General features: G+C 56.7%; 18 protein-coding genes. 2 read left to right on the forward strand and 16 right to left on the reverse strand.

The genetic code is table 11. The features are described from left to right. Positions 1-31: 31 nt before the first annotated feature. The 6 genes from ACR0L9_RS07735 to purC form a co-directional block, all read right to left on the reverse strand. Positions 32-2863, reverse strand: coding sequence for an Rne/Rng family ribonuclease (locus tag ACR0L9_RS07735; RefSeq protein WP_480895359.1), 2832 nt, complete (start codon positions 2861-2863; stop codon positions 32-34). Between the two features lie 507 nt (positions 2864-3370). Next, on the reverse strand, positions 3371-4705 hold the full coding sequence (locus ACR0L9_RS07740; protein WP_170393162.1) for a sigma-54-dependent transcriptional regulator: 1335 nt from the start codon (positions 4703-4705) through the stop codon (positions 3371-3373). Positions 4706-4716: 11 nt separating this feature from the next. Beyond that, positions 4717-6495, reverse strand: a complete 1779-nt coding sequence (locus ACR0L9_RS07745; RefSeq protein ID WP_480613602.1) for a sensor histidine kinase — start codon at positions 6493-6495, stop codon at positions 4717-4719. Positions 6496-6531: 36 nt separating this feature from the next. Next, positions 6532-7200, reverse strand: coding sequence for a phosphoribosylformylglycinamidine synthase subunit PurQ (gene purQ / locus ACR0L9_RS07750; protein WP_170393163.1), 669 nt, complete (start codon positions 7198-7200; stop codon positions 6532-6534). A 26-nt stretch (positions 7201-7226) separates the two neighbouring features. After that, positions 7227-7457 (reverse strand): phosphoribosylformylglycinamidine synthase subunit PurS, encoded by a 231-nt coding sequence (gene purS / locus ACR0L9_RS07755; RefSeq protein ID WP_170405579.1) that lies wholly within the window; start codon positions 7455-7457, stop codon positions 7227-7229. 100 nt (positions 7458-7557) lie between these two features. Continuing rightward, positions 7558-8313, reverse strand: a complete 756-nt coding sequence (purC, locus tag ACR0L9_RS07760) for a phosphoribosylaminoimidazolesuccinocarboxamide synthase (RefSeq protein WP_170393164.1) — start codon at positions 8311-8313, stop codon at positions 7558-7560. Between the two features lie 187 nt (positions 8314-8500). Here purC and ACR0L9_RS07765 point away from each other — a divergent pair, with 187 nt between their 5' ends. Beyond that, positions 8501-8821 carry a DUF1476 domain-containing protein gene (locus ACR0L9_RS07765; protein ID WP_170393165.1) on the forward strand — a complete coding sequence of 107 codons (321 nt, stop codon included), beginning with the start codon at positions 8501-8503 and terminating at the stop codon, positions 8819-8821. 121 nt (positions 8822-8942) lie between these two features. Beyond that, the gene (bmt, locus tag ACR0L9_RS07770) at positions 8943-9956 is read left to right on the forward strand and encodes a betaine--homocysteine S-methyltransferase (RefSeq protein ID WP_170510072.1); all 1014 of its coding nucleotides are present in this window, start codon (positions 8943-8945) and stop codon (positions 9954-9956) included. 8 nt (positions 9957-9964) lie between these two features. Here the strand turns inward: bmt and ACR0L9_RS07775 are convergent, their stop codons facing one another. The 10 genes from ACR0L9_RS07775 to ACR0L9_RS07820 all read right to left on the reverse strand — a co-directional run bounded on the left by ACR0L9_RS07775 (position 9965) and on the right by ACR0L9_RS07820 (position 21405). After that, on the reverse strand, positions 9965-10741 hold the full coding sequence (locus ACR0L9_RS07775) for an enoyl-CoA hydratase-related protein (protein ID WP_170732109.1): 777 nt from the start codon (positions 10739-10741) through the stop codon (positions 9965-9967). A 73-nt stretch (positions 10742-10814) separates the two neighbouring features. Then, the gene (locus tag ACR0L9_RS07780) at positions 10815-11270 is read right to left on the reverse strand and encodes a cytochrome c-type biogenesis protein (RefSeq protein ID WP_170405571.1); all 456 of its coding nucleotides are present in this window, start codon (positions 11268-11270) and stop codon (positions 10815-10817) included. Further along, complete coding sequence (locus ACR0L9_RS07785; protein ID WP_170563485.1) at positions 11267-13231, reverse strand: heme lyase CcmF/NrfE family subunit; 1965 nt, start codon at positions 13229-13231, stop codon at positions 11267-11269. Before ACR0L9_RS07785 ends, ACR0L9_RS07780 begins: the two co-directional genes overlap by 4 nt. A 74-nt stretch (positions 13232-13305) precedes the next feature. Beyond that, entirely contained in the window at positions 13306-13884 is a 579-nt protein-coding gene (locus ACR0L9_RS07790) for a holin family protein (protein WP_170421443.1), read from the reverse strand. Further along, positions 13875-14486: a holin-associated N-acetylmuramidase gene (locus tag ACR0L9_RS07795; RefSeq protein WP_480895360.1), complete on the reverse strand. Its 612-nt coding sequence runs from the start codon at positions 14484-14486 to the stop codon at positions 13875-13877. Before ACR0L9_RS07795 ends, ACR0L9_RS07790 begins: the two co-directional genes overlap by 10 nt. A gap of 147 nt (positions 14487-14633) precedes the next feature. Further along, positions 14634-15080: a cytochrome c maturation protein CcmE gene (ccmE, locus tag ACR0L9_RS07800; RefSeq protein ID WP_170405562.1), complete on the reverse strand. Its 447-nt coding sequence runs from the start codon at positions 15078-15080 to the stop codon at positions 14634-14636. Positions 15081-15087: 7 nt separating this feature from the next. Then, positions 15088-16116: an N-acetyl-gamma-glutamyl-phosphate reductase gene (gene argC / locus ACR0L9_RS07805; RefSeq protein WP_170393172.1), complete on the reverse strand. Its 1029-nt coding sequence runs from the start codon at positions 16114-16116 to the stop codon at positions 15088-15090. Positions 16117-16210: 94 nt separating this feature from the next. Beyond that, positions 16211-17020: a glutamate racemase gene (murI, locus tag ACR0L9_RS07810; protein ID WP_170405556.1), complete on the reverse strand. Its 810-nt coding sequence runs from the start codon at positions 17018-17020 to the stop codon at positions 16211-16213. Between the two features lie 8 nt (positions 17021-17028). Next, positions 17029-17907 (reverse strand): lysophospholipid acyltransferase family protein, encoded by an 879-nt coding sequence (locus ACR0L9_RS07815; protein WP_170393174.1) that lies wholly within the window; start codon positions 17905-17907, stop codon positions 17029-17031. Positions 17908-17985: 78 nt separating this feature from the next. After that, positions 17986-21405: an indolepyruvate ferredoxin oxidoreductase family protein gene (locus tag ACR0L9_RS07820; RefSeq protein ID WP_480895361.1), complete on the reverse strand. Its 3420-nt coding sequence runs from the start codon at positions 21403-21405 to the stop codon at positions 17986-17988. Positions 21406-21572: the final 167 nt, after the last annotated feature.

Here is a 21572-nt window from a genome sequence, read left to right on the forward strand (position 1 = left end):
AAAAAGGCGGGCCAGTTGGCCCGCCTTTTTCTTACTGTCCCAATGACCACCACCCTCGGCGCTTTGGCTTGGCCGGCGCGGGTTCGGGTTCGTCTGCCACTGCCTCCAAGACCGGCTCTGGGGTGGCAGCCTCAATGACTTCGGGTTCTGCTGCCACGGTCGATTCTTCGGCTTCTTCGGCAACCAGTTCAGGCGCTTCAGCAGGTTCCTCTGGCACTTCTTCAGCGACTTCAGAAGCCGACGTTGCTTCGGCGATCTCAAGTTCTGATGGTGCATCAGCACTATCGGACTCAGCGGCTGGTTCGATGCTTTCAGACTCATCGGCTGGCTCTTGCTGTTCAGCCTCGGCGGCCTCAGCATTGACCGGCTCTTTCTGCGGACCGGAGTTCGCATTATCCGCTTCGGTCTGCGTCTCGCTTGCTTCGACTGTGGCCTCAGTATCCTTTTTGCGTCGACGCGGTGCCCGGCGCTTTTTGGGTTTGGCCGCTTTCTCGGCATCTTCCTCAGCAACAGGCTCAGCCTCGGTCTGCTTGGCATCGACGCTCTCAGCTTCGTTGCTCGAGTCGGTTACACTGTCTGCGTCAGACTCGTCCGCATTGCCATCCGGCGCGTCACCATTGCCCGAACTCTTCTTGCGCCGGCGCCGACGCCGTTTACGCTTGGGCTTGGTCTCTTCCTCGCTCTGAACCGCAGTTTCTTCTTCGGTTTCGTCCTCATCCGTGGCGTCGACCATATCCATCAGCGACGCATCAACTGATACCACCGGCGCAGTTGCTTCAGGAACAACGCGGCTCGCGGTCTTGAACTTCTCCATCGAGAAGTCGGGGCTGACCAAATGAACGTCCCCTTCGATCCGAACCGACAAACCATACCGCGCTTCGATCTGCGCGATGTGTTCGCGTTTCTGGTTCATCAGGAAGTTGGCGATGCTAACCGGGCAACGCACCAATACCTCACGCGAACGGCGGCGAGTGCCTTCCTCTTCAATCTGGCGAAGGATTGACAGTGCCATATTGTCGTCCGACCGGATCAGGCCGGTACCATGGCAAGACGGGCATGGCTGGGTCGTCGCCTCAAGCATTCCAGGACGCAGACGCTGACGGCTCATTTCGAGCAGTCCAAAGCCCGAAATCCGGCCCACCTGAATACGGGCACGATCCGTTTTCAGCTTGTCCTTCAGTCGCTTCTCAACGGCCGAGTTGTTTTTGCGCTCGTCCATATCGATGAAATCGATCACGATCAGACCGGCCAGATCGCGCAGACGCAATTGGCGCGCCACTTCTTCGGCGGCCTCCAGATTGGTCTTCAACGCGGTTTCCTCGATCGAACCTTCTTTGGTCGCCCGACCCGAGTTCACATCGATCGCCACCAGCGCTTCGGTCACCCCGATCACGATATAGCCACCGGATTTCAGCTGAACCGTCGGGTTGAACATCCCGGCCAGATAGCTTTCCACCTGATATCGCGCGAATAGCGGCAGCGCGTCTTCGTATCGCTTCACGTTCTTGGCGTGCGACGGCATGATCATCTTCATGAAGTCTTTGGCGATGCGATACCCGCCCTCGCCTTCAACCAGAACCTCATCGATGTCGCGATTATACAAGTCGCGGATCGAGCGTTTGATTAGGTCGCCTTCTTCATAAATTTTCGCAGGCGCAATGGATTGCAACGTCAGCTCGCGGATCTGCTCCCACAGTCGTTGCAGGTATTCATAGTCGCGCTTGATCTCTGATTTTGTCCGTTTGGCTCCGGCCGTGCGCACGATCAGACCCGCGCCCGTGGGCACGTCGATTTCAGCGGCAATGTCTTTCAGTTTCTTCCGGTCAGCGGCATTGGTGATCTTGCGGCTAATTCCGCCGCCCCGTGCGGTATTGGGCATCAGTACGCAGTACCGACCCGCCAAAGACAGATACGTGGTAAGTGCCGCACCCTTGTTGCCGCGCTCTTCCTTGACCACCTGCACCAGCAGGACCTGACGCACCTTGATAACTTCCTGAATCTTGTAGCGGCGCGGGCGTGGCTTGCGCGGAGGACGGATATCCTCGCTATCGTCTTCGTCTGCGACCGACTCGATGGTATCGTCTTTCGAAGCCGCGTCAGCGCTTTTGCTTTCTGTCTCGCCATCCGCCTCGGGCTCGTCACCAGAAGCTTCCGCCTCTTCTTCGTCAGACTTGGCTTCGACCTCATCCGAAGGTTCTTCTTGGTCGGTATCAGTTGCTTCGACAGGCGCGTCTTCCGCTACCTCAGCAGTCTCTTCTGGCGCTTCCGCCTGCTGATCTACATCTTCGGACTTAGCTTCTTCGGTCGGAGCTTCTTCAGCAACAGGCTCGGCGGCATCCTCTGGCTCTTCCACCGGCGTCTCGGCAACGATTTCCATCGGAGACGTCCCTTCGGGCACCTCCGTCTCTTCACCGTCATCCAGATCGATGGTTTCCATTCCGGTCGGCTCTGAGGAAACCTCCAGCGTCTCAACCGGATCGTCCGTCTTGACGTCAGCGGCCTTCGAGCGCGAACGCGACCGGCGCTTCTTGGGCTTTGTTTCCTCGGCCTCATCCCGCGCCTTCATCGCCTCGGCATAGGCGCGCTCTTCCTCCATCAGCGCCTCACGGTCGGCGACGGGGATCTGGTAATAGTCGGGATGTATTTCAGAAAACGCCAGAAACCCGTGCCGGTTCCCGCCGTAGTCCACAAATGCCGCCTGTAGCGACGGCTCAACCCGTGTTACTTTTGCAAGATAGATGTTGCCAGCAAGCTGGCGTTTGTTTTCGGATTCAAAGTCAAATTCCTCAACCTTGTTTCCGTCGACCACCACAACGCGGGTTTCCTCCGCGTGGGTGGCATCGATAAGCATTTTCTTAGCCATGTGTCCTTGGTGCACCGCGCCAAACGCGTTGTCCTGACCCGTCCAGGCGGACAGGCGCTTTTGGGGAGGTGTCTTGTACGGGCGATATCGGACGGCGCGCGGCAGGGTCTGGCGCTTTGGCCCCCTGCCCGTATACTCAATCGTTGCGCGCGCGTCATCGCGGTTCTTCTCCGACAGGCGCGTCTAAATGCGGCCCGCCCATTTATTCCTTTCACCCGCATAGACGGGTTCAGGCGTTCATCTGCCCCATTGGGGCATAATCGGTCTGCCGCGCCGCGCGGGATCTATCCTCACCATCAGCTCAGCAGCGAAACTCAAAACACGGGGCTTGCAGGCACAAAATACCCGGCCCGTTCGATCACAATAAAAGCAGTCCTGTGGAAAAGACAATGGGCAAACTGCATCGCGACCCAAGAACGCGCCGAAGAGTCCCTTCATCTGTTCAGAAATATCCAGGGGTTGAATTGAACCGCAGGCTCAAGAGGGGGCCAGCCCCCTCCTCCGCTTTCACAGGTAATCCGAACGCTGCAACCCGTACTTCGCCATCTTTTCGTTCAGTGTCCGGCGTGGCAGGCAGAGTTCTTCCATCACCGAGGCGATCGATCCCTTGTGACGGCGCATCGTATTGTCGATCAGCATCCGCTCGAAGGCTTCAACATATTCCTTCAGCGGCTTGCCTTCAGTTGTCATCACAGGCTGCATCTCTTCGTGATCCGACATCAGCAGCGAAGCAATTGTCCCCGACCCGCGCCGCGACTGCAGCACCGCACGCTCAGCAATGTTGATCAACTGCCTCACATTCCCGGGCCACGGGGCCTGAAGCAGCTGAGCCGCTTCCTGCGCACTGACCTGAGGCGCGTCGCAGCCATATTCCTCTGCGAACTGTTCGCTCAGACGGGTGAACAGCGTCAGGATGTCCTCACCCCGCTGTCGCAACGGAGGCATGGTGATGCGCAGCGCCGCCAACCGATAGAACAGATCGGGACGCAATACATCTTCTGAGGTTTTGCCCGCTTCCTGCAGGTTCGAAATCGCAACGATCCGCGTTTCCGCAGGGGTGCCCTGCTCATTCATAACGCTCAAGAGACGGGCCTGCAGCGTATCACTCAGGGCTTCGACATCCTCGAGAACCAGCGTACCGCCGCGGGCCTCTTCGATGGCGGGCAACTGCGTGTCCTCGGGCAACATCGGGCCAAACAGGCGTTTCGACAGCGCTTCTTCCTCAAGTGCTGCGCAAGAAACCAGGACGAATTTCTTACCCGCCCGGCTACCAACCGCGTGCAATGCATGCGCCACCAAAGTCTTTCCGGTTCCGGTTTCCCCATCGATCAGGACATGACCATCCGCCTGCCCCAGATCCAGAATATCTTCACGCAACCGCTCCATGACGGGGCTGGCACCGATCAGCTTGTTCATGATCTGCGTACCGCCAGACAGCTCACGCCGCAGGGCTCGGTTGTCGAGCGTCAGACGACGCGCATTGCTGGCGCGTTTGGCCAGTTCGGACATGCGATCGGGGTTAAACGGCTTTTCAAGGAAATCGAACGCCCCGACACGCATCGCCTCTACGGCCATTGGCACGTCGCCATGTCCCGTGATCATGATCACCGGAAGCGTGCTATCGGCCCCCATCAGCTTTTTCAGCAGTTGAATGCCATCCATTCCAGGCATCTTGATGTCAGAAATCACGATCCCGGGGTATTCTGGCCCCAAGACCTTGAGCGCATCCTCGGCGCTTGAAAAGGTTTCGGTGTCGTACCCCGACAAAGCCAGCCACTGGCTGATCGACTGGCGCATGTCCTGTTCATCATCCACGATGGCGATTTTCATGGCCTGTGCCATAGTCACTTCCTCTATTCCGCGGCCTCAAGGCCGTCGCTTCCCAATATGGGCAATTGCATCTCAAACACCGCGCCACCCTGTTGGCCGTTGCGCGCGGTCAGCCGTCCGCCATGGTCGTTCACGATCCCGGACGAGATGGCAAGCCCCAGACCAACGCCGTCCCCCGGGCGTTTGGTCGTATAAAACGGCTCGAACAGGTTTTCGATATCCTCGATCCCGTGGCCATTGTCCCGCACGGTCAGTACCGCAGTTTCACCTGCAGCGAGAATGATCTCGACATCCGGCTCATCCACAGACTTGGTCGCATCCAGCGCATTGCGCAAGAGATTGACCATAACCTGTTCGATCCGCATCCGATCACCCATCACTATAACAGGTTCTTCGGGCAAAATCTGGGTTATCTTCACATGCCGCTGACGCAGCTGCGGTTCCATCATCGACAGGGACGAGGCCAGCGCTTCGCCAAGATTTACTGGCGAAAACGCATCTGCACCTTTGCGCGCATAGGATTTGAGCTGGCGCGTGATCGCTCCCATCCGCTCGATCAATCCGTCGATCCGCCCAAAGCTGGCCAACGCCTCTTCGGGCCGGTTTCGACGCAAAAGCAGACGCGCGCCGGCCAGATAAGTTTTCATCGCAGCCAGAGGTTGATTTAACTCGTGACTGACTGCCGCAGACATCTCGCCAAGTGCTGCCAGTTTTGAGCTCTGGGCAAGGGTTTGTTCGGCAACTTCCAGCGTCTTTTCAACACGTTCACGCTCAGCGATTTCCCGCTGCAGCCTTACGTTCAATGCGCGAAGCTCCGCCGACTCGCGCTGGAACAAGGTCATGCGCAACGTCGCCCTGCGGCTGAGCGCATAGAAGGTCAGCGCCAGAAGAATCGCAAATGCCATGATCTCAAGCGCCAGAACGCTGTTCACCCGCTCGCGGATCGATGAATAGGTGGTGAACGAAGTCATTTGCCAGCCCCGGAACGGAATGCGGGTCTCCATCCGCATCACAGCCTCGCCCTGAAGATAGGCATCGGGGGGCAAAGCGCTCCAATCGGTTGTGGCCCGGATTGCGCGCTGGATCGCGTTCTGAGGGGGTTGGCGCAACATGGCACCGCTTTCATCCAGACCTCGCCACTGAGGCTCGGTCGAGAGGATGATCGTACCAGTGCTGTCTGTGACCATCACCGCGTCAGAAATACCAGCCCAGGCGCGTTCAAATTTCTGCAAATCAACTTCGACTACGATCACGCCAAGAATCTCTGCATTCGCCTCGATTCGCCGCGAGTACACAAAGCTGTAACCGCCGGACTCACGTGGAATAACCGAGAATATAGTGGCATTCGACCGGATAGCATCGATGAAGTAAGGCGAGTTCCGGTGGCTTTCCTGCAACCGGTTCCGGTCGGTTGCAGCACGTGTCAGGCCATCCCCATCCAGCAAAACCAGCGAGGCCGCCCCGATTTCTTCAACGAAAGAGATCAGGCGCTGGCTCGACAGCGTGTAATCGCTGGATTGCAGGGCCGAAATCAGAGTGGGGTCACGGGCAAGCAACTGCGGCACTATGGCGTTGCGTCGCAACTCACTAAGCAGGTTGCCGGAATACAAGGCTAACCGCAGTTCGGCGCGGTTTTTGGTCGATTCGGTGAAGCGACTGGTTAGCAGACTGTTGGTGATCCACACTGTGGCGACAGTAGCAAGCAGCAACAAAAACACGGCAAGACGCAGCCGCCAGCCCATAGGCGCGCCGCGAAACCGGTTCAGAAACCCTTTGCTGTCTGCTTGATCTTCCGCGCTCATGTACTGACGCTACGCGTCCCGACTGATGACCTCAAGTCACGCGGGCGTCAGCACCCCGGCCAATGCGCGGAAGAGCGCCGTCCCGTCGGTGCCTCCGTGGCCTGAATCCGCCGCCCGTTCTGGGTGGGGCATCATACCTAACACGCGCCGGTTGTGCGATAAAATCCCTGCAATATCGTCGCGCGAACCATTGGGATTTTCGGCATATGTGAACGCAATGCGATCCTGATCTTTCAACTCGGCCAAGGTCTCATCGTCTGCGAAATAATTGCCATCGTGATGCGCAATCGGGATATCGATCACATCCCCGGCATTGTACCCTTCAGTAAAGGCGCTATCGCTGGTTTCGACCTTCAGTCCGATCGTTTTGCAGATGTATTTCAGACCGGCGTTGCGCAACAGCGCGCCAGGCAGAATTCCGGTTTCGGTCAGAACCTGAAAACCGTTGCAGATACCGACGGCATAGCCACCACGTTCGGTATGCGCGGCCAGCGCTTTGCAAATGGGCGACTGGGCCGCAATCGCGCCGCAGCGCAGATAGTCACCGTAAGAAAACCCACCCGGCACACCGACGATATCTATACCCTCGGGCAGCGCGGCATCCTTGTGCCAGACCATATCGACGGAAAAACCGGCCTGCTCGAAGGCAACGGCAAGATCACGATCGCAATTGGAACCGGGGAAAACGATGACGGCTGCGCGCATGGCGGACCCTCCTAGGTCAGAAAAACTTAGAGCAGTTCGATCTCAAAGCGTTCGATGACCGTATTGGCCAACAGCTTTTCGCACATCTTGGTTACGTCCGCTTCGGTCGAGCCGTCGGCCAGTTCTAGATCGATCACCTTGCCCTGACGGACACCTTCGACCTGATCAAAGCCCATCGCACCCAATGCGTGACGCACAGCCTCGCCCTGAGGGTCCAGAACCCCGTTCTTGAGCATCACATGCACACGTGCTTTCATTTTCGAGAACTCCACTGATGGACCGCGCATCGATCCGTTTCGTTGGGCGCGGGATACCCCGCTTGGGCTTGTCGGACAACCCTGTCGATATGAGACAGGATCAGTTGATCAGCGTTGGTTTTGTGACATTGCTTTTGGGCAGAACGCCAAGACGGCGGGCGACCTCAGAATATGCATCAGTCAGACTACCCAGATCACGGCGGAACACATCCTTGTCCAGCTTCTGACCGGTTTCGATATCCCATAGACGGCAGCTATCGGGGCTGATTTCGTCCGCAATGATCAGTCGTTGGAAATCGCCTTCGAACACACGCCCGATCTCGATTTTGAAATCGACCAGACGAATACCAACCGCCAGCATCACGCCGCTCATGAAATCATTAACGCGCAGTGCAAGGCTCAGGATATCGTCCATATCCTGCTGGCTCGCCCAGCCGAATGCCGCAATGTGCTCTTCGGTCACCAACGGATCACCCAGCGCATCGTCCTTGTAGCAGTATTCAACAATCGGGCGCGGCAGTTGAGTACCCTCGGCGATACCGAGGCGTTTGGACATCGATCCGGCGGCATAGTTGCGGACGATCACTTCCAGTGGAATGATCTCACAATTCCGCACAAGTTGCTCCCGCATGTTCAGACGGCGAATAAAGTGCGTCGGAACTCCGATCTGGGCCAGACCGGTCATGAAGAATTCGCTCAACCGGTTGTTCAGAACGCCCTTTCCATCGATCACGTCTTTCTTCTCGGCGTTGAAAGCTGTGGCGTCATCCTTGAAGTACTGCACGATGGTGCCCGGCTCGGGACCTTCATACAGGATCTTGGCTTTACCTTCGTAAATCTTCTTGCGACGCGCCATGAGCGACCTTTCCAGTCTGGGGAAAGGGAATGAGTCCCTTCACGTTGGCGCCCTCATAGTGCAAGCCCCGCTTTCCCGCAAGTTCGCAACACCGAGAGGCTTTGACGCAGCGCAAATACCTTGCGCACAGGGCGTCGTATAGTCATATCATCAGAAAAGAACATCTAACCCAAGAGGTCCCCAACCAATGACCACATTCGACGAACGTGAAGCCGCGTTTGAAAACAAATTCGCTCATGACGAAAAGATGCAGTTCATCGCCCGGATGCGCCGCAATCGATTTATGGCTGTATGGGCCTCGGCGCTGAAAGGCGAGACTGTGGAACAGGCGCGTAAATACGGGCAGGAACTTGTCCACACCGACCTGCAAAATGTCAGCGAAGACGATGTTGTCGAGGCGGTCAAAGGCTACCTCGGTGATCTCGCGGATGAGGCTAAAATCCGCGAGAAGATGGTCGAACTTCTGGTCGAAGCCAAAGAGCAGGTGATGGCGGAAGCCGAGTCCTGATGCCTGAGCTGCAAAACTCATGATCTTCATGAGTTTTATGAATTTGATTTGACGCCCCGGTCATGAGACACGGGGCGTCTCATATTTTGACGGGCTGTGGCCCCAATTTTGGAATACTCCAATGACAAACGCGCTCAGCAACCTTCTGGAAACCGTTGACGTCATTCTGGCGGATGGCGCAACCGGGACGAACCTGTTCAACATGGGCCTGCAATCAGGCGATGCGCCGGAATTGTGGAACGTCGATGCGCCTGACAAGATTCGTGCTCTGTATCAGGGCTCGGTCGATGCCGGCAGTGATCTGTTTTTGACAAACACATTTGGTGGAACAGCCGCGCGTTTGAAGTTACACGACGCCCAGAACCGCGTGGCCGAGCTGAACCGTACTGGCGCTGAACTGGGTCGCGAAGTCGCTGATAAAGCAGGCCGCCCAATCATCGTGGCCGGATCCGTTGGTCCGACCGGCGAGATCATGGAACCTGTCGGTAGCCTCTCACACGCCGAAGCCGTCGAGATGTTTCATGAACAAGCTGAGGCATTGAAGGCCGGAGGCGCAGATGTTCTGTGGCTTGAGACCATAAGCGCGCCGGAAGAATTCCGGGCTGCGGCAGAAGCGTTCGCTCTGGCAGATATGCCGTGGTGCGGCACCATGAGTTTTGACACGGCTGGCCGCACAATGATGGGTGTTACATCTTCTGATCTCGCAATGATCGTGGAAACTCTGCCCAATCCTCCGGTTGCGTTCGGGGCGAATTGCGGCACTGGTGCCTCGGATATACTGCGGACGGTACTTGGGTTCGCTGCCCAAGGAAACGAACGTCCACTGATTTCCAAGGGCAACGCAGGGATCCCGAAATATGTGGACGGTCATATCCATTATGATGGAACGCCTGAACTGATGGGCCAGTACGCCGCCATGGCGCGCGATGCAGGTGCAACGATCATTGGCGGTTGCTGTGGCACTATGCCTGCGCATTTGCGCAAAATGCGCGAGGCGTTAGATAACGGTCCGCGCGGCGAGCGCCCGACCCTGGATCAGATCGTATCGGCGCTTGGTCCGTTTACCTCAGCCTCAGATGGCACTGGGGACGAGGCCGTTCCCGAACGGCGCACTCGTCGCCGCCGCCGGGCCTGATTGAATGATCAGCGCCCTTCGAATTTCGCAGGGCGCTTTTCAAGAAAGGCTACGACGCCTTCGGCAAAGTCTCGGGTACGTCCGCATTCGCCCTGCAGGTGGGCTTCGGCCGCAAGTTGCTGAGGTAATGTTCTATCGTAAGTTCCCCGGATCGCTTGTTTGATCGCGCGAAACCCAGAGGTTGGGCCATTCGCCAAATACGCAGCTCTCTTGCGCCAATGAGCGTCGAACTCATCATCTGCAACCGCTTCCCAGATCAATCCCCATTCATCCGCCTGGCGCGCGCTGATCTTGTCTGCAAACAACGCTGCACCCATCGCTTTGGCAAACCCCATCTGACGCGGCATGAACCAGGTGCCGCCTGCATCAGGCAGCAGACCAATCCGAGCGAAAGCTTGCAGAAAATAGGCACTCTCGGTTGCTATCACCACATCGGCACAAAGCGCCAGGTTGGCCCCCGCCCCCGCTGCAGGCCCGTTAACAGCCGCTATTGTTGGCACGGGGCAATCATAGACAGCCTCAAGCATCGGTTCATATTCGTCGCGAAGCGCGCGTTCGAGGTCGATCTTTCCTGTGCTCGACGCGTCACCCAAATCCTGACCTGAACAAAAGGCAGAACCAGCACCCGTCAGGACAATCGCGCGGGCGTGTTGCGCGGCGTCTTTCATTGCGTAGGTGATCTCGGCCCGCATCTGCGTCGTCAACGCATTCATCTTATCCGGCCGGTTCAATGTCAAAACCGCCAAATTATCAGTAATGTCCAGAAGGACCGCTTCGTATTCCATGCAAAACCTCAGCTGCGCAGCGTTCTGCAAAACACTGACGCAAATGCGGAAAAAGGAAAAGAAGAACCGCGCGTCAGTCTTCCAGAATTCGGCGCAGACGCTCTTGTTCTTCCTCACTAAGGCCTTCTGAATGCGCTACTTCCTGATGCTGCGCACGCTTGCGCAAAAAGTTCCACCCCATGCCGGCCGCTATCAGCAGCATGACAGGAGCCGACAGCCATAACAACAGATTAGCGCCGGTCGCGGTAGGTTTCAGCAGCACATATTCGCCATAGCGATCAACGATAAAGTCCACAACCTCTTGATCAGTATCCCCGGCAACCAGACGTTCTCGAACCAAGATACGCAGATCACGCGCAAGTTCGGCATTGCTTTCGTCAATGCTTTCGTTCCTGCACACCAAGCAGCGCAGACCGGTACTGATATCTCGCGCTCGTGTCTCGAGCGCCGGGTCGTCAAGCACTTCATCCGGCTGAATAGCCATGATGGGGGATGCAATCAGCAGCAGGATAACAAGCAGGCGCTTCATTCGGCAGGAACCCCGCTTGCAGGCGTTTTCCGTGCACCGGCTGCAACACGGAAACGGCGATCCGACAGGCTGAGCACACCGCCCAGAGCCATGAGGATACATCCGCCCCAAATCCAGTTGGCCAGAGGTTTGATATAGGTTCGCATCACCCAGCCGCCATCAGCTTGTTGATCCCCGATCACAACATATAGATCGCGCAGAAAGCGGTAGTCGATTGCAGCCTCAGTTGTCGGCATCCGTGCCACAGGGTAGTCGCGCTTTTCCGGGTTAAGAGTCGCAATATAGCGCCCGTCCTTCTCAACAAGCACATCCGCCATGGTTGAGAAATAGTTCGGCCCCTGTACCTGACGCACATCTTGCAACGTCAACGTAAACTGTCCCACTTCAAAAGGCTGACCCGGTTGAGCGACACGAATATCCTCCACTTCCCAAGCGGTTAGGCCTGCGATGGCAAACATGGTGACACCCAAACCACTATGGGCCACCGCCTTACCCCAGTCTGCGCCGGGCAGTCGAAACAGGCGTCCAAAACTGCCTTTGCGGCCAGTGCGGCTCCAAAGATCGACGATGGCGCCGAAGGTGATCCACGCCCCCAGGAACAAGCCCACGGGTCCCAATGCGCTGCGTCCGGTCTGCATCACCCAGACCAGTATCGCGATCGTGACCGCCAGTACAAATGCATAGCGCAAAGACCATGCCGCCCGGCTTAGCTTGCCCCGCTTCCACGGCAGCATTGCGCCGACGGGAAGAACGATTCCGAGGGCGACCATGAATGGGGTAAATGCCGCATTGAAGAACGGCGCGCCCACCGAGAGTTTTCTATCGAACGCCATCTCGGCCACCATTGGCCACATTGTGCCAAAAAACACGACAAAGCAGCTAACTGCCAACAAGATGTTGTTCAGAACCAATGCACTTTCGCGGCTGACCATTCCGAAGACACCCTTCGCCTCCATCGCCTGCGCGCGTGCAGCAAACAGGGTCAACGCACCGCCGGTAAAGATGATCAGGATGAACAGGATAAATACGCCACGCTCAGGATCATTGGCAAAAGCATGGACCGAAGTCAGCAGCCCCGATCTCACGATAAAGGTCCCGATCAGAGAAAACCCAAACGCGATAATCGCAAGCAAGATCGTCCAGCTTTTCAACGCCTCGCGTTTTTCCACCACGATGGAGGAATGCAATAGAGCGGCCGCCAGTAGCCAAGGCATAAAGCTGGCGTTCTCAACAGGATCCCAGAACCAGAACCCGCCCCAGCCCAATTCGTAGTAGGCCCACCAGGATCCAAGCGCGATACCGATCGTCAGGAAGACCCAAGCCGCCAATGTCCAAGGCCGAACCCAACGCCCCCAAGCCGCGTCCACCCGGCCCTCGATCAATGCAGCAACGGCAAAACTGAACGCCATGCTGAGGCCGACATAGCCCAGATACAGGAATGGCGGATGGAAGGCCAAACCGGGGTCCTGCAGCAGCGGATTCAGGTCCCGTCCATCGAACGGAGGAACAGGCAGTCGGTCAAACGGGTTCGATGTGAAGAGGATAAAGGCATAGAAAGCCACTCCGATCGCGGCCTGAACGGCCAGCACCCGCGCCTTTAAGGTCGGAGGCAAGCCAGCGCCGAATATGGCGGCCATCGCGCCGAATATCGCTACAATCAGGACCCATAACAGCATCGAACCTTCATGGTTTCCCCAGGTCCCGGTAATCTTGTAGAGCATCGGTTTTGCCGAATGGCTATTCTCCACCACGATCCGCAACGAGAAGTCAGACGTGGTAAACGCCCAGACCAGCGCACCAAAGGAAAAGGCGGCCAAGATGAACTGCGTGATGGCGGCCGGTTCAGCGAAAACCATCCACCCGTTCCAACGGTTGGCAGCCCCGATCAACGGCACCACAGTTTGGACGATGGCAACGAGGAAGGCTAAGATAAGTGCGAAATGGCCGAGTTCTGTAATCATGGCCTGCTTATACTGCGGCACCGGTGCAAGTGCCATTCACATTCGCCTCGGATCACCGCACATAATGTCGCGCCTCAGGTCTTTCGTAGCCGCTTCCAGTCCTCCAATGCAGGGTTCGAATCCGGCTGGTTGACTGCTTCGGCCAACGATGCGTCCGAGCCAGTATCGGCGACACCCGGACTGTCATCGCGCAACCCGCGGATCGTTTCAAGATTGGCGATCACCTCAGGCGCCCTCAGCATTGTCGCGCTGATTTCTCTTTGAAAATCCTGCGCTTTGATCTGATGCCGCGCGCCAAAGTAAAACGACACGATCACCCCTAACAGCCACCACAGTGGCTCTGGCACCAGCGCAATTCCCTGCATACGTGCTGCGAACCACAGCGGATCGATCATGGCGGCCAGAAACAAACCCAATGTTCCCAAAGCCAGCGCCGGTCGCGGAAGGCGATTCAGCCCGTCCATGAACCGATCAAATCTGGTTTTGCTTGGGGCTTGGAATTCAGTGCCGAATTGCGCCATGGCCGCACTGCGCAGTTCGACAGAACGCTCGGCACCGCTTTCTACATTTTCGCGAAACACTTCCGCAGTTTCGCGAACCACATTGCGACCTCCGCCAAACAAGAGCGCCAACAAACCCGAGATCAAACCCATCCCGAAACCCTTTTCCGAAACGCGTCCTCGCTCAGATGATACTTGGGCGATAAAAACTCTTCGGCACGCTTGATCCATCCGCCTTTGCCGCCCGCGCGTGTTCTGGCATATTTACGAAGAGCCATCCGCCGGTCTGCTAAACGGAAGTAATAGTTTCGTCTTGCGACCCCATAGGCATCGCGAAACACCAGAGGCTTTGGACTAGCCGCCTCGCGGCTCGCCTGCGCAGTCTGAGGGCCGATGACCCCGTCAACCGTAATGTCATACTCCATCTGCCGCAGCAGGTTCTGCAGGATTTTCACCGCTTGAGCTCCTGCATTGACGTACATGTCGAACACGGATGCCTGTACGGCTTCCGGCAGCACCTGAAGGCGTGGTTTCTCAAAATAGTGTTCCAGAAAAATATCGACGGCCTGCGCTTTGCTAAGCATGCGCACGTCTTGTTGCGTCACCGAACCATCTCGGTCCAGATCGAGACCCAATCGGCGCATGGTATGGATCGTCACCCCGTATTTCGTGGCACCGCCGGGATCATCGGGGTCATCCACAAAACCACCTTCCCGCGCCACGATCCCTTTTGCAATCTGTCGTACCGTCAACATCGTCAACCCTATGCCAAACTTTGGCAAACGGTCGGACAATTTCGTTAACACCACTGCAAAACAAAGGGCGCTGCCTACCTCTCGCACGCAACGCCCCGCTTCTTCTGTTTAGAAATTTGACGCCGTTGGCATTCAGCGATGCTGCATTCAGCTATCGCCTGATTCCTGATAAACGCCTTGCTCTTTTAATGCGTCCACAACCTCTTTTGGCATGTAGGTTTCATCGTGTTTCGCAAGGATTTCAGTGGCTTCAAAAACTCCGTTCACATAACTTCCGGTGCCCACCATACCCTGATTTTCCGAGAACAGATCAGGCAGAACACCGGTAAAAGCGACCTTTACGCTTTCACCGCCGTCGGTCACGACGAAATGCACAGTCTCACCCTGCCCGCGAATGATCGAACCTTCTTCGACCAATCCACCTATACGGAACACCTCGGTCGGTTTCGGCGGTTCTGCAATCACCTGACTGGGTGAGCGGAAGAAGTTGATGCCATCACGCATCGCATATCCGATCAGACCCGTCGCCAGTATCAGGGCCGCAACAGCCACTAGAATGACTTGTACACGACGACGTTTCTTAAGCGTTTTCATACCGTCCTCACGGGAACAAGGGGGCCATCATCAGACCCAGGGTTTCATCCTCACCTAACATCAGGTTGGCGTTCTGCAAGGCTTGCCCACTGCTACCTTTTGTCAGGTTATCCAATGCTGCCACCACGATTGCACGGCGTTCGATCCGATCTCCAACGACACCGATATGGCAGAAGTTCGACCCCCGCACATGGTGGGTCGAGGGCGTCTCGCCAAATGGCAGCATCTCAATGAAGGGCTCGGCTTCATAGGCCGCTTGAAGTGTCTCATACACGCTCTGCGGGTCACCCTTTACATAGGTTGTGGCCAGAATACCCCGGTTGGCTGGGATCAGGTGCGGTGTGAACTGCACATGCACCGTCCGTCCAGCCAGTTCCGTGAATTCCTGATCAAACTCGCCCAGATGCCGGTGCGTCCCGCCAACGGCATATGCGTTCGCCCCTTCACTGAGTTCTGCGTGCAATAGATTCTCTTTCAGCGCCCGACCTGCGCCCGAGACCGCGCATTTCAGGTCCAGAATGATGTCATCCAGATCAATCACACCCGCCGAAATCAGCGGACGCAGCACATACTGACCCGTCGCGGCATTGCATCCGGTCCCGGCAACCAGCCGAGCGCCGCGGATTTCGTCACGGTAGAACTCGGTCAGACCATAAACCGCCTCTTCCTGATGCCCAAGCGCGGCATGTGAATTCCCATACCACTTCTTGTATTCGTCGCCATCGCGAAGTCGAAAATCTGCTGACAGGTCAACAATTTTCAAGGTGTTGGGCAGTTCGCGAATGACTTCCTGACTGGTCTTGTGCGGCAGAGCGCAGAAACACAGGTCGATTTGGCTAAAGTCGATCTCGGAAATCTTGCAAAGCACCGGCAAATCCATATGGCGCAGATGCGGAAATACCTGCGCCATTGTCTGTCCAGCCTTCCGCTCGGCGGCCAGAGCTTTGATTTCCATACTCGGATGCCCGGCGATCAGCCGCACGAGTTCCGCGCCGGTGTAACCAGAAGCGCCAAGAATTGCGATTTTGTGGGTCATGTCAGACCTCTTTCATTCATGTGTCACATGGGGTGACCGCCGCTGTGACGGTCAACGAATTACGGAATCGGAAAAGCGCCGTCCTTGACCTAGGTCAGGCGGCTTCAAAGGTGATTTGTCGTCGGAGGAACTGAGTCGCGCGATCCGTCACAACGCCCGGCTTACCCGTTGTCAGGAAGCCATCAGTGCCCTCACCCAGCATATTCGGATGCCGTTGCAAGTAGTCTGCAAGGCTTTCCGCAACCAGATCACCCTGGCTATAGACTTTCACATCCGGTCCGAGCGCCTGCTGAAACGTCTCTGCCATCAGCGGGTAATGCGTACAGCCCAGAATGGCTGCTTGCGGTTCCGGCATCTTGCGCTTCAGAGCATCCACATGGCTGCGTACCAAGGCCTCGGCCAAGATCATGTCGCCCTCTTCGATGGCGTCCACCACCCCGCCGCAGGCTTGCGCCTCGACATCAACCCCTATCGCCCGAAACGCCAGCTCCCGCTGAAACGCACGGCTCGACACTGTCGCGGGCGTCGCAAACAGCGCAACATGCTGCACCTGAACCTCACGCGGTGGAGAGTTGTCGCCCCATTGCCGTTCAGTCAGCGCCTCAATCAAAGGCACAAATACGCCCAGTACACGCTTTCCTTCTGGCACGCCCGCTTCTTGCATCCGACGCAGGGCGGCGGCGCTTGCGGTATTGCAGGCCAGAATCACCAGATTGCAACCGCGATCCCAAAGGTCCTGCACAGCGTTTCGTGTCAGGTTAAAGATATCCTCGGCATCGCGCACACCATAAGGCGCATGCGCGCTGTCCGCGAAATAAAGGAAATCAACGTCGGGCAGACGTTTCTGCGCGGCGTTCAGGACGGTCAAACCACCCAATCCGGAATCAAAGATACCTACTGCCATTTGCCCCTTCAGGCGCGATGCCGTTCCTCGAATTCATAGCCATAGTCATAAGACTTCAATGGCTCTGGAGACAGCTCATACGTGGCTTTGCGCAGGAAATCCATCATCTTGCGCGTATCCTTGCCCAGCGGGTCCAGAATGTCGCGCCCAATGGGGTCTCCTACAACTACGCGGACGGGGGTATCGACACGTTTCTTGAACTCTTTGATCAGCAACCCCATCCGCAGAGTGTTGTGCAGATGGCTGGCAATCTGGAACAAACGCGAGGTGTGACCATCGAAGAAAACCGGCACAACGGTCGCATTGGATTTGGCAACCATCCGCGCTGTAAATCCGCGCCACCCTGGATCCATCGGATGAGAAAATGGCTTGGCCGCAGTGCTGACGGTGCCACCCGGGAAGATCCCGATTGCACCACCATCGCTTAGGTAGTTCAGAGCGGTTTTGCGGGTCGCAAGATTCAGCTTCATCGCATCTTTTGTGGCATCAAACGAAATTGGCAGCACGATGCTGTTCAGGTCTTCAGCTTTGCGAAAAACATGATTGGCGAGAATGCGAAAGTCTGTCCGAGTCTGAGACAGGATGTGTCCCATCATTAGCCCGTCTAGAATGCCGTAAGGATGGTTCGCAATCAGGATCAATGGCCCATCTTTTGGGATGTTCGACAACGCACCGCCAACCACGTCTAATGTCAGCCCATATCGATCCACCATTACGGACCAAAAATCACGCCCCTGTGCGACCTCCTGCTCATACCCGTCAGCGCGGCGGATAAGACGCAGACGACCGGTCGTGTTTTCCATCAGCTTGATCACTATACGCCCGCTCCGCGTTTCTGCGGAATGGGCGTAAGAGATGTCACGAGCGACGTGATGGCGCGAGGGCATAGGCTACTCCGGTTTGCTGCCGCTTAGATAAGGCCGGGTAGACATTTTGCATAGGTTTGATGACAAGCTTGTAAAGCCTCACTCTGCCGCAGCTTTCATCTGAGGCCCGCCATCGCGAATAACAGCCAACAATTCCTCGCGCCGTTTCGCAGCCTTAGCCTCATTGGCGACCAAAACCGGACCGAAACCGCGAATGTCCAATGGCAGAGCCGCAAGGGCCGCGATCGCATCACTGGTTTCGGGCGTCAGACTGGGCAAAACCTCTTTCATGTCCTTTTCATACTGGCGGATCAGAGCACGCTCCATTTTGCGCTCTGTCGTGTAGCCAAAGATATCCAGCGGAGTGCCGCGCAAACCTTTCAGCTTGGCTAGAACCTTCAACGGACCAAGAAACCACTCTCCGAACGCTTTCTTGGCCGGGCGTCCATTGTCGCCCTTCGTCCCCAGGGTTGGCGGCGCAAGATGGAAGGTCATCTTAAAGTCACCATCAAACTCGGCCTCCGCCTTCTGGCGACTGTCGAGCAGCAATCGGGCGACTTCATATTCATCCTTATATGACAAAAGCTTATGGTAGCCTTTGGCAATAGCCTCACGAACGTGTTGATCTGCAACGCTGTCGACCAGCTTGCGATAACGTTTCGCCAACCGCTTGTTCTGATAGTCGATCAGGTGCGCAGCGCGGAAATCGATCACTTGATCGAGGGTCTTTGGTAACTCTGCTACGTTGGGGCGCAAAATATTGGCCACGTCGTCGGGGTGGGTCACCGCCCAGCGACCAACTTCAAAGGCGCGTTTGTTGCGCTCGACCGCCGCACCATTCAACTCAATAGCACCCATTATCGCTTGGTGACTGATCGGTAGCAGACCACGCTGCCAGGCTGCGCCAAAGACCATCATATTGGAATAGATCGAGTCGCCCATCACGGCTCGCGCCAGATCGGTGGCATCGAAAAGGGCCACCCCATCTTTCAACCGCGCCTGCAGCGCAAGCTGCAATTGATCGCTGGGGATTGTGAATTCTGTATCGCGCGTGAAGTCACCGGTGATAATCTCATGACTGTTCACAACGGCGCCGGTCTGGCCGGTTTGCGTGAGGCCAAGCGTCTTGGCCCCGGCCGATACCACCAGATCACCGCCGATCAGCGCATGCGCCTCGCCAGTGGCAACACGGATCGCGCTGATATCTTCGGGCCGGTTGGCCAGACGGCAATGGATATGTACGGCGCCACCCTTCTGTGCGAGGCCGGCCATTTCCATCATACCGGCACCCTTGCCGTCGATTTGTGCGGCTTGCGCCAGAACCGCCCCGATGGTGACAACGCCTGTGCCACCAACGCCGGTGATCACGACATTATGGGTGCCGTTGATCTGTGGCAAAACGGGGTCCGGTAGGTCGGGCAAGTCGAGGTCGGTCGTCGCCTCTTTGCGGATTTTCGCCCCTTCAACGGTTACAAAAGACGGGCAGAACCCGTTCAAGCAGGAAAAATCCTTGTTGCAGCTTGACTGATCAATCGCACGCTTGCGGCCAAGTTCGGTCTCTTTCGGTACGATGGAAACGCAGTTCGACTGAACGCCGCAATCTCCGCAACCCTCACAGATATCGGTATTTATGAACACTCGCTTATCGGGGTCGGGGAACGTGCCGCGCTTGCGTCTCCTGCGCTTTTCAGCTGCGCAAGTCTGAACATAAACAATGACCGATACACCCTCGATTTCGCGGAATCTTTCCTGAACCTGCATCAGTTTTGAACGCTCGAACGTCTCAACGCCCGAAGGCAACGCACCAAAATTCACATCTTCTTTTTCGTCGTAAACGACGGCAACGTTGCTGACTCCCATCGCGCGGACCTCGGCGACGATGCGTTCGGCACTTAGCCCACCTTCGTTCTCCTGACCTCCGGTCATCGCAACGGCGTCGTTATAGAGGATCTTAAAGGTGATATTTGTGCCCGCAGCCAGTGCCGCCCGGATCGCCTGCACGCCGGAATGGTTATAGGTGCCATCGCCGAGGTTTTGGAACACATGCTGTGTGGTCGAAAACGGAGCCTCGCCGATCCAGTTTGCCCCTTCGCCGCCCATCTGGGTGAAACCGGTGGTTTCGCGATCCATCCACTGCACCATGTAGTGACAGCCAATCCCGGCATATGCTCGGCTGCCATCAGGCAGCTTGGTTGAACTGTTATGCGGACATCCAGAACAAAAGTATGGCAAACGCGCCGCGATTTCCTGCGCATTGTCAGCCCGGCGCGCTTCGGACAGCGCCTCCAGTCCGGCACGAACGCCATCTGTATCGCGCCCCTCTTCGATTAGGATCTCACCCAGCTTCTCGGCAATCATGATCGGGTCAAGCGCCCCTCGGGTCGGGAACAGTTCTTCGCGGTGCAGCGTCCCCGCGCCGCCTTTGTACCAGCCATAAACACGGCGCCCACGACGGTCGTCAAAGATCGCCTCTTTGACCTGAACTTCGATCAGCTTGCGCTTTTCCTCGACGATCACGATCAGATCCAGGCCCTCAGCCCAATCGTGGAAGCCCTTCATATCCAAAGGGAAAGTCTGACCGATCTTATAGGTGGTAATGCCTAGCCGTTCGGCCTCATCCGCGTTGATGTTCAGCAGCGACATGGCATGAGTCAGATCAAGCCAGTTCTTACCCGCCGCCACAAACCCAATCTTGGCGCCCGGTTTTCCCCAGACCCTCTTGTCTAGTTTGTTGGCGTGAGAAAAGACCTCTGCCGCAAAGCGCTTGTGGTCGATTACGCGCGCTTCCTGCAGATGCGGTGTATCACCTAGCCGAATATTCAGCCCACCCTCTGGCATATCGAATTGAGGGGTGACCAGCTGCATCCGGTCAGGGCGGCCATCTACGACGGAAGTCACTTCGATCGTGTCTTTCATCGTTTTCAGCCCGACCCAAACCCCGGCGAACCGGCTGAGCGCGAACCCGTAAATGCCATAGTCCAGAATTTCTTGCACACCTGCCGGGCTGACCACGGGCATATACATGTCCACCAGTGACCATTCCGACTGATGTAAAACGGTGGAGCTTTCACCCGTGTGATCATCGCCCATGGCCATCAATACACCGCCATGTTGCGCCGTGCCCGCCATATTGGCATGGCGCATCACATCACCGGATCGATCTACGCCCGGCCCCTTGCCATACCAGAGCCCAAAAACACCATCGAATTTTCCGTCGCCACGCAGCCCCGCCTGTTGGCTGCCCCATAATGCGGTTGCGGCCAGATCTTCGTTCAATCCGAATTGAAAGGTGACATCCTTTTCGGCAAGTTGCTTTTCAGCACGAGACATCTGAAGGTCTACAGCACCAAGCGGAGACCCCCGATAGCCTGTGACCAGACCCGCTGTGTTCAATCCCGCCGCAGTGTCTCGTACTTTTTGCATCAGCATCAAACGCACCAGTGCCTGCGTGCCGTTCAGAAGAACCGGGCTTTTGGACAGGTCGAACCGGTCGTTGAGTGAAATTTTCGGCTGACTCATCTGACGTCTCCCCTCGTCGGATTAGTGTGCTTTATTCTCGTGCATATTAGGTCATAAATACTGACCTGCATAGTGATTTTACTCTATTCCGTAACGATTTCCGGGTTTCATTGTGGAATTTGTTACCTGTTTCATATAGGGCTGCGCGAGGATAACGAAAGTTGCGG

This window comes from Ruegeria sp. I3, from assembly GCF_056532525.1.

Excerpts from the sequence above, each read along its gene's own strand:
- ACR0L9_RS07790 (WP_170421443.1), bottom strand. The coding sequence starts at position 13,884 with ATGGGTTTGATCTCGGGTTTGTTGGCGCTCTTGTTTGGCGGAGGTCGC.
- ACR0L9_RS07745 (WP_480613602.1), bottom strand. The coding sequence starts at position 6,495 with ATGAGCGCGGAAGATCAAGCAGACAGCAAAGGGTTTCTGAACCGGTTT.
- ACR0L9_RS07740 (WP_170393162.1), bottom strand. The coding sequence starts at position 4,705 with ATGGCACAGGCCATGAAAATCGCCATCGTGGATGATGAACAGGACATG.
- ACR0L9_RS07785 (WP_170563485.1), bottom strand. The coding sequence starts at position 13,231 with ATGATTACAGAACTCGGCCATTTCGCACTTATCTTAGCCTTCCTCGTT.
- ACR0L9_RS07815 (WP_170393174.1), bottom strand. The coding sequence starts at position 17,907 with ATGCCCTCGCGCCATCACGTCGCTCGTGACATCTCTTACGCCCATTCC.
- ccmE (WP_170405562.1), bottom strand. The coding sequence starts at position 15,080 with ATGAAAACGCTTAAGAAACGTCGTCGTGTACAAGTCATTCTAGTGGCT.
- argC (WP_170393172.1), bottom strand. The coding sequence starts at position 16,116 with ATGACCCACAAAATCGCAATTCTTGGCGCTTCTGGTTACACCGGCGCG.
- bmt (WP_170510072.1), top strand. The coding sequence starts at position 8,943 with ATGACAAACGCGCTCAGCAACCTTCTGGAAACCGTTGACGTCATTCTG.
- ACR0L9_RS07795 (WP_480895360.1), bottom strand. The coding sequence starts at position 14,486 with ATGTTGACGGTACGACAGATTGCAAAAGGGATCGTGGCGCGGGAAGGT.
- purS (WP_170405579.1), bottom strand. The coding sequence starts at position 7,457 with ATGAAAGCACGTGTGCATGTGATGCTCAAGAACGGGGTTCTGGACCCT.
- purQ (WP_170393163.1), bottom strand. The coding sequence starts at position 7,200 with ATGCGCGCAGCCGTCATCGTTTTCCCCGGTTCCAATTGCGATCGTGAT.
- ACR0L9_RS07820 (WP_480895361.1), bottom strand. The coding sequence starts at position 21,405 with ATGAGTCAGCCGAAAATTTCACTCAACGACCGGTTCGACCTGTCCAAA.
- ACR0L9_RS07780 (WP_170405571.1), bottom strand. The coding sequence starts at position 11,270 with ATGAAGCGCCTGCTTGTTATCCTGCTGCTGATTGCATCCCCCATCATG.
- ACR0L9_RS07765 (WP_170393165.1), top strand. The coding sequence starts at position 8,501 with ATGACCACATTCGACGAACGTGAAGCCGCGTTTGAAAACAAATTCGCT.
- murI (WP_170405556.1), bottom strand. The coding sequence starts at position 17,020 with ATGGCAGTAGGTATCTTTGATTCCGGATTGGGTGGTTTGACCGTCCTG.
- ACR0L9_RS07735 (WP_480895359.1), bottom strand. The coding sequence starts at position 2,863 with ATGGCTAAGAAAATGCTTATCGATGCCACCCACGCGGAGGAAACCCGC.
- ACR0L9_RS07775 (WP_170732109.1), bottom strand. The coding sequence starts at position 10,741 with ATGGAATACGAAGCGGTCCTTCTGGACATTACTGATAATTTGGCGGTT.
- purC (WP_170393164.1), bottom strand. The coding sequence starts at position 8,313 with ATGGCGCGTCGCAAGAAGATTTACGAAGGTAAAGCCAAGATCCTGTAT.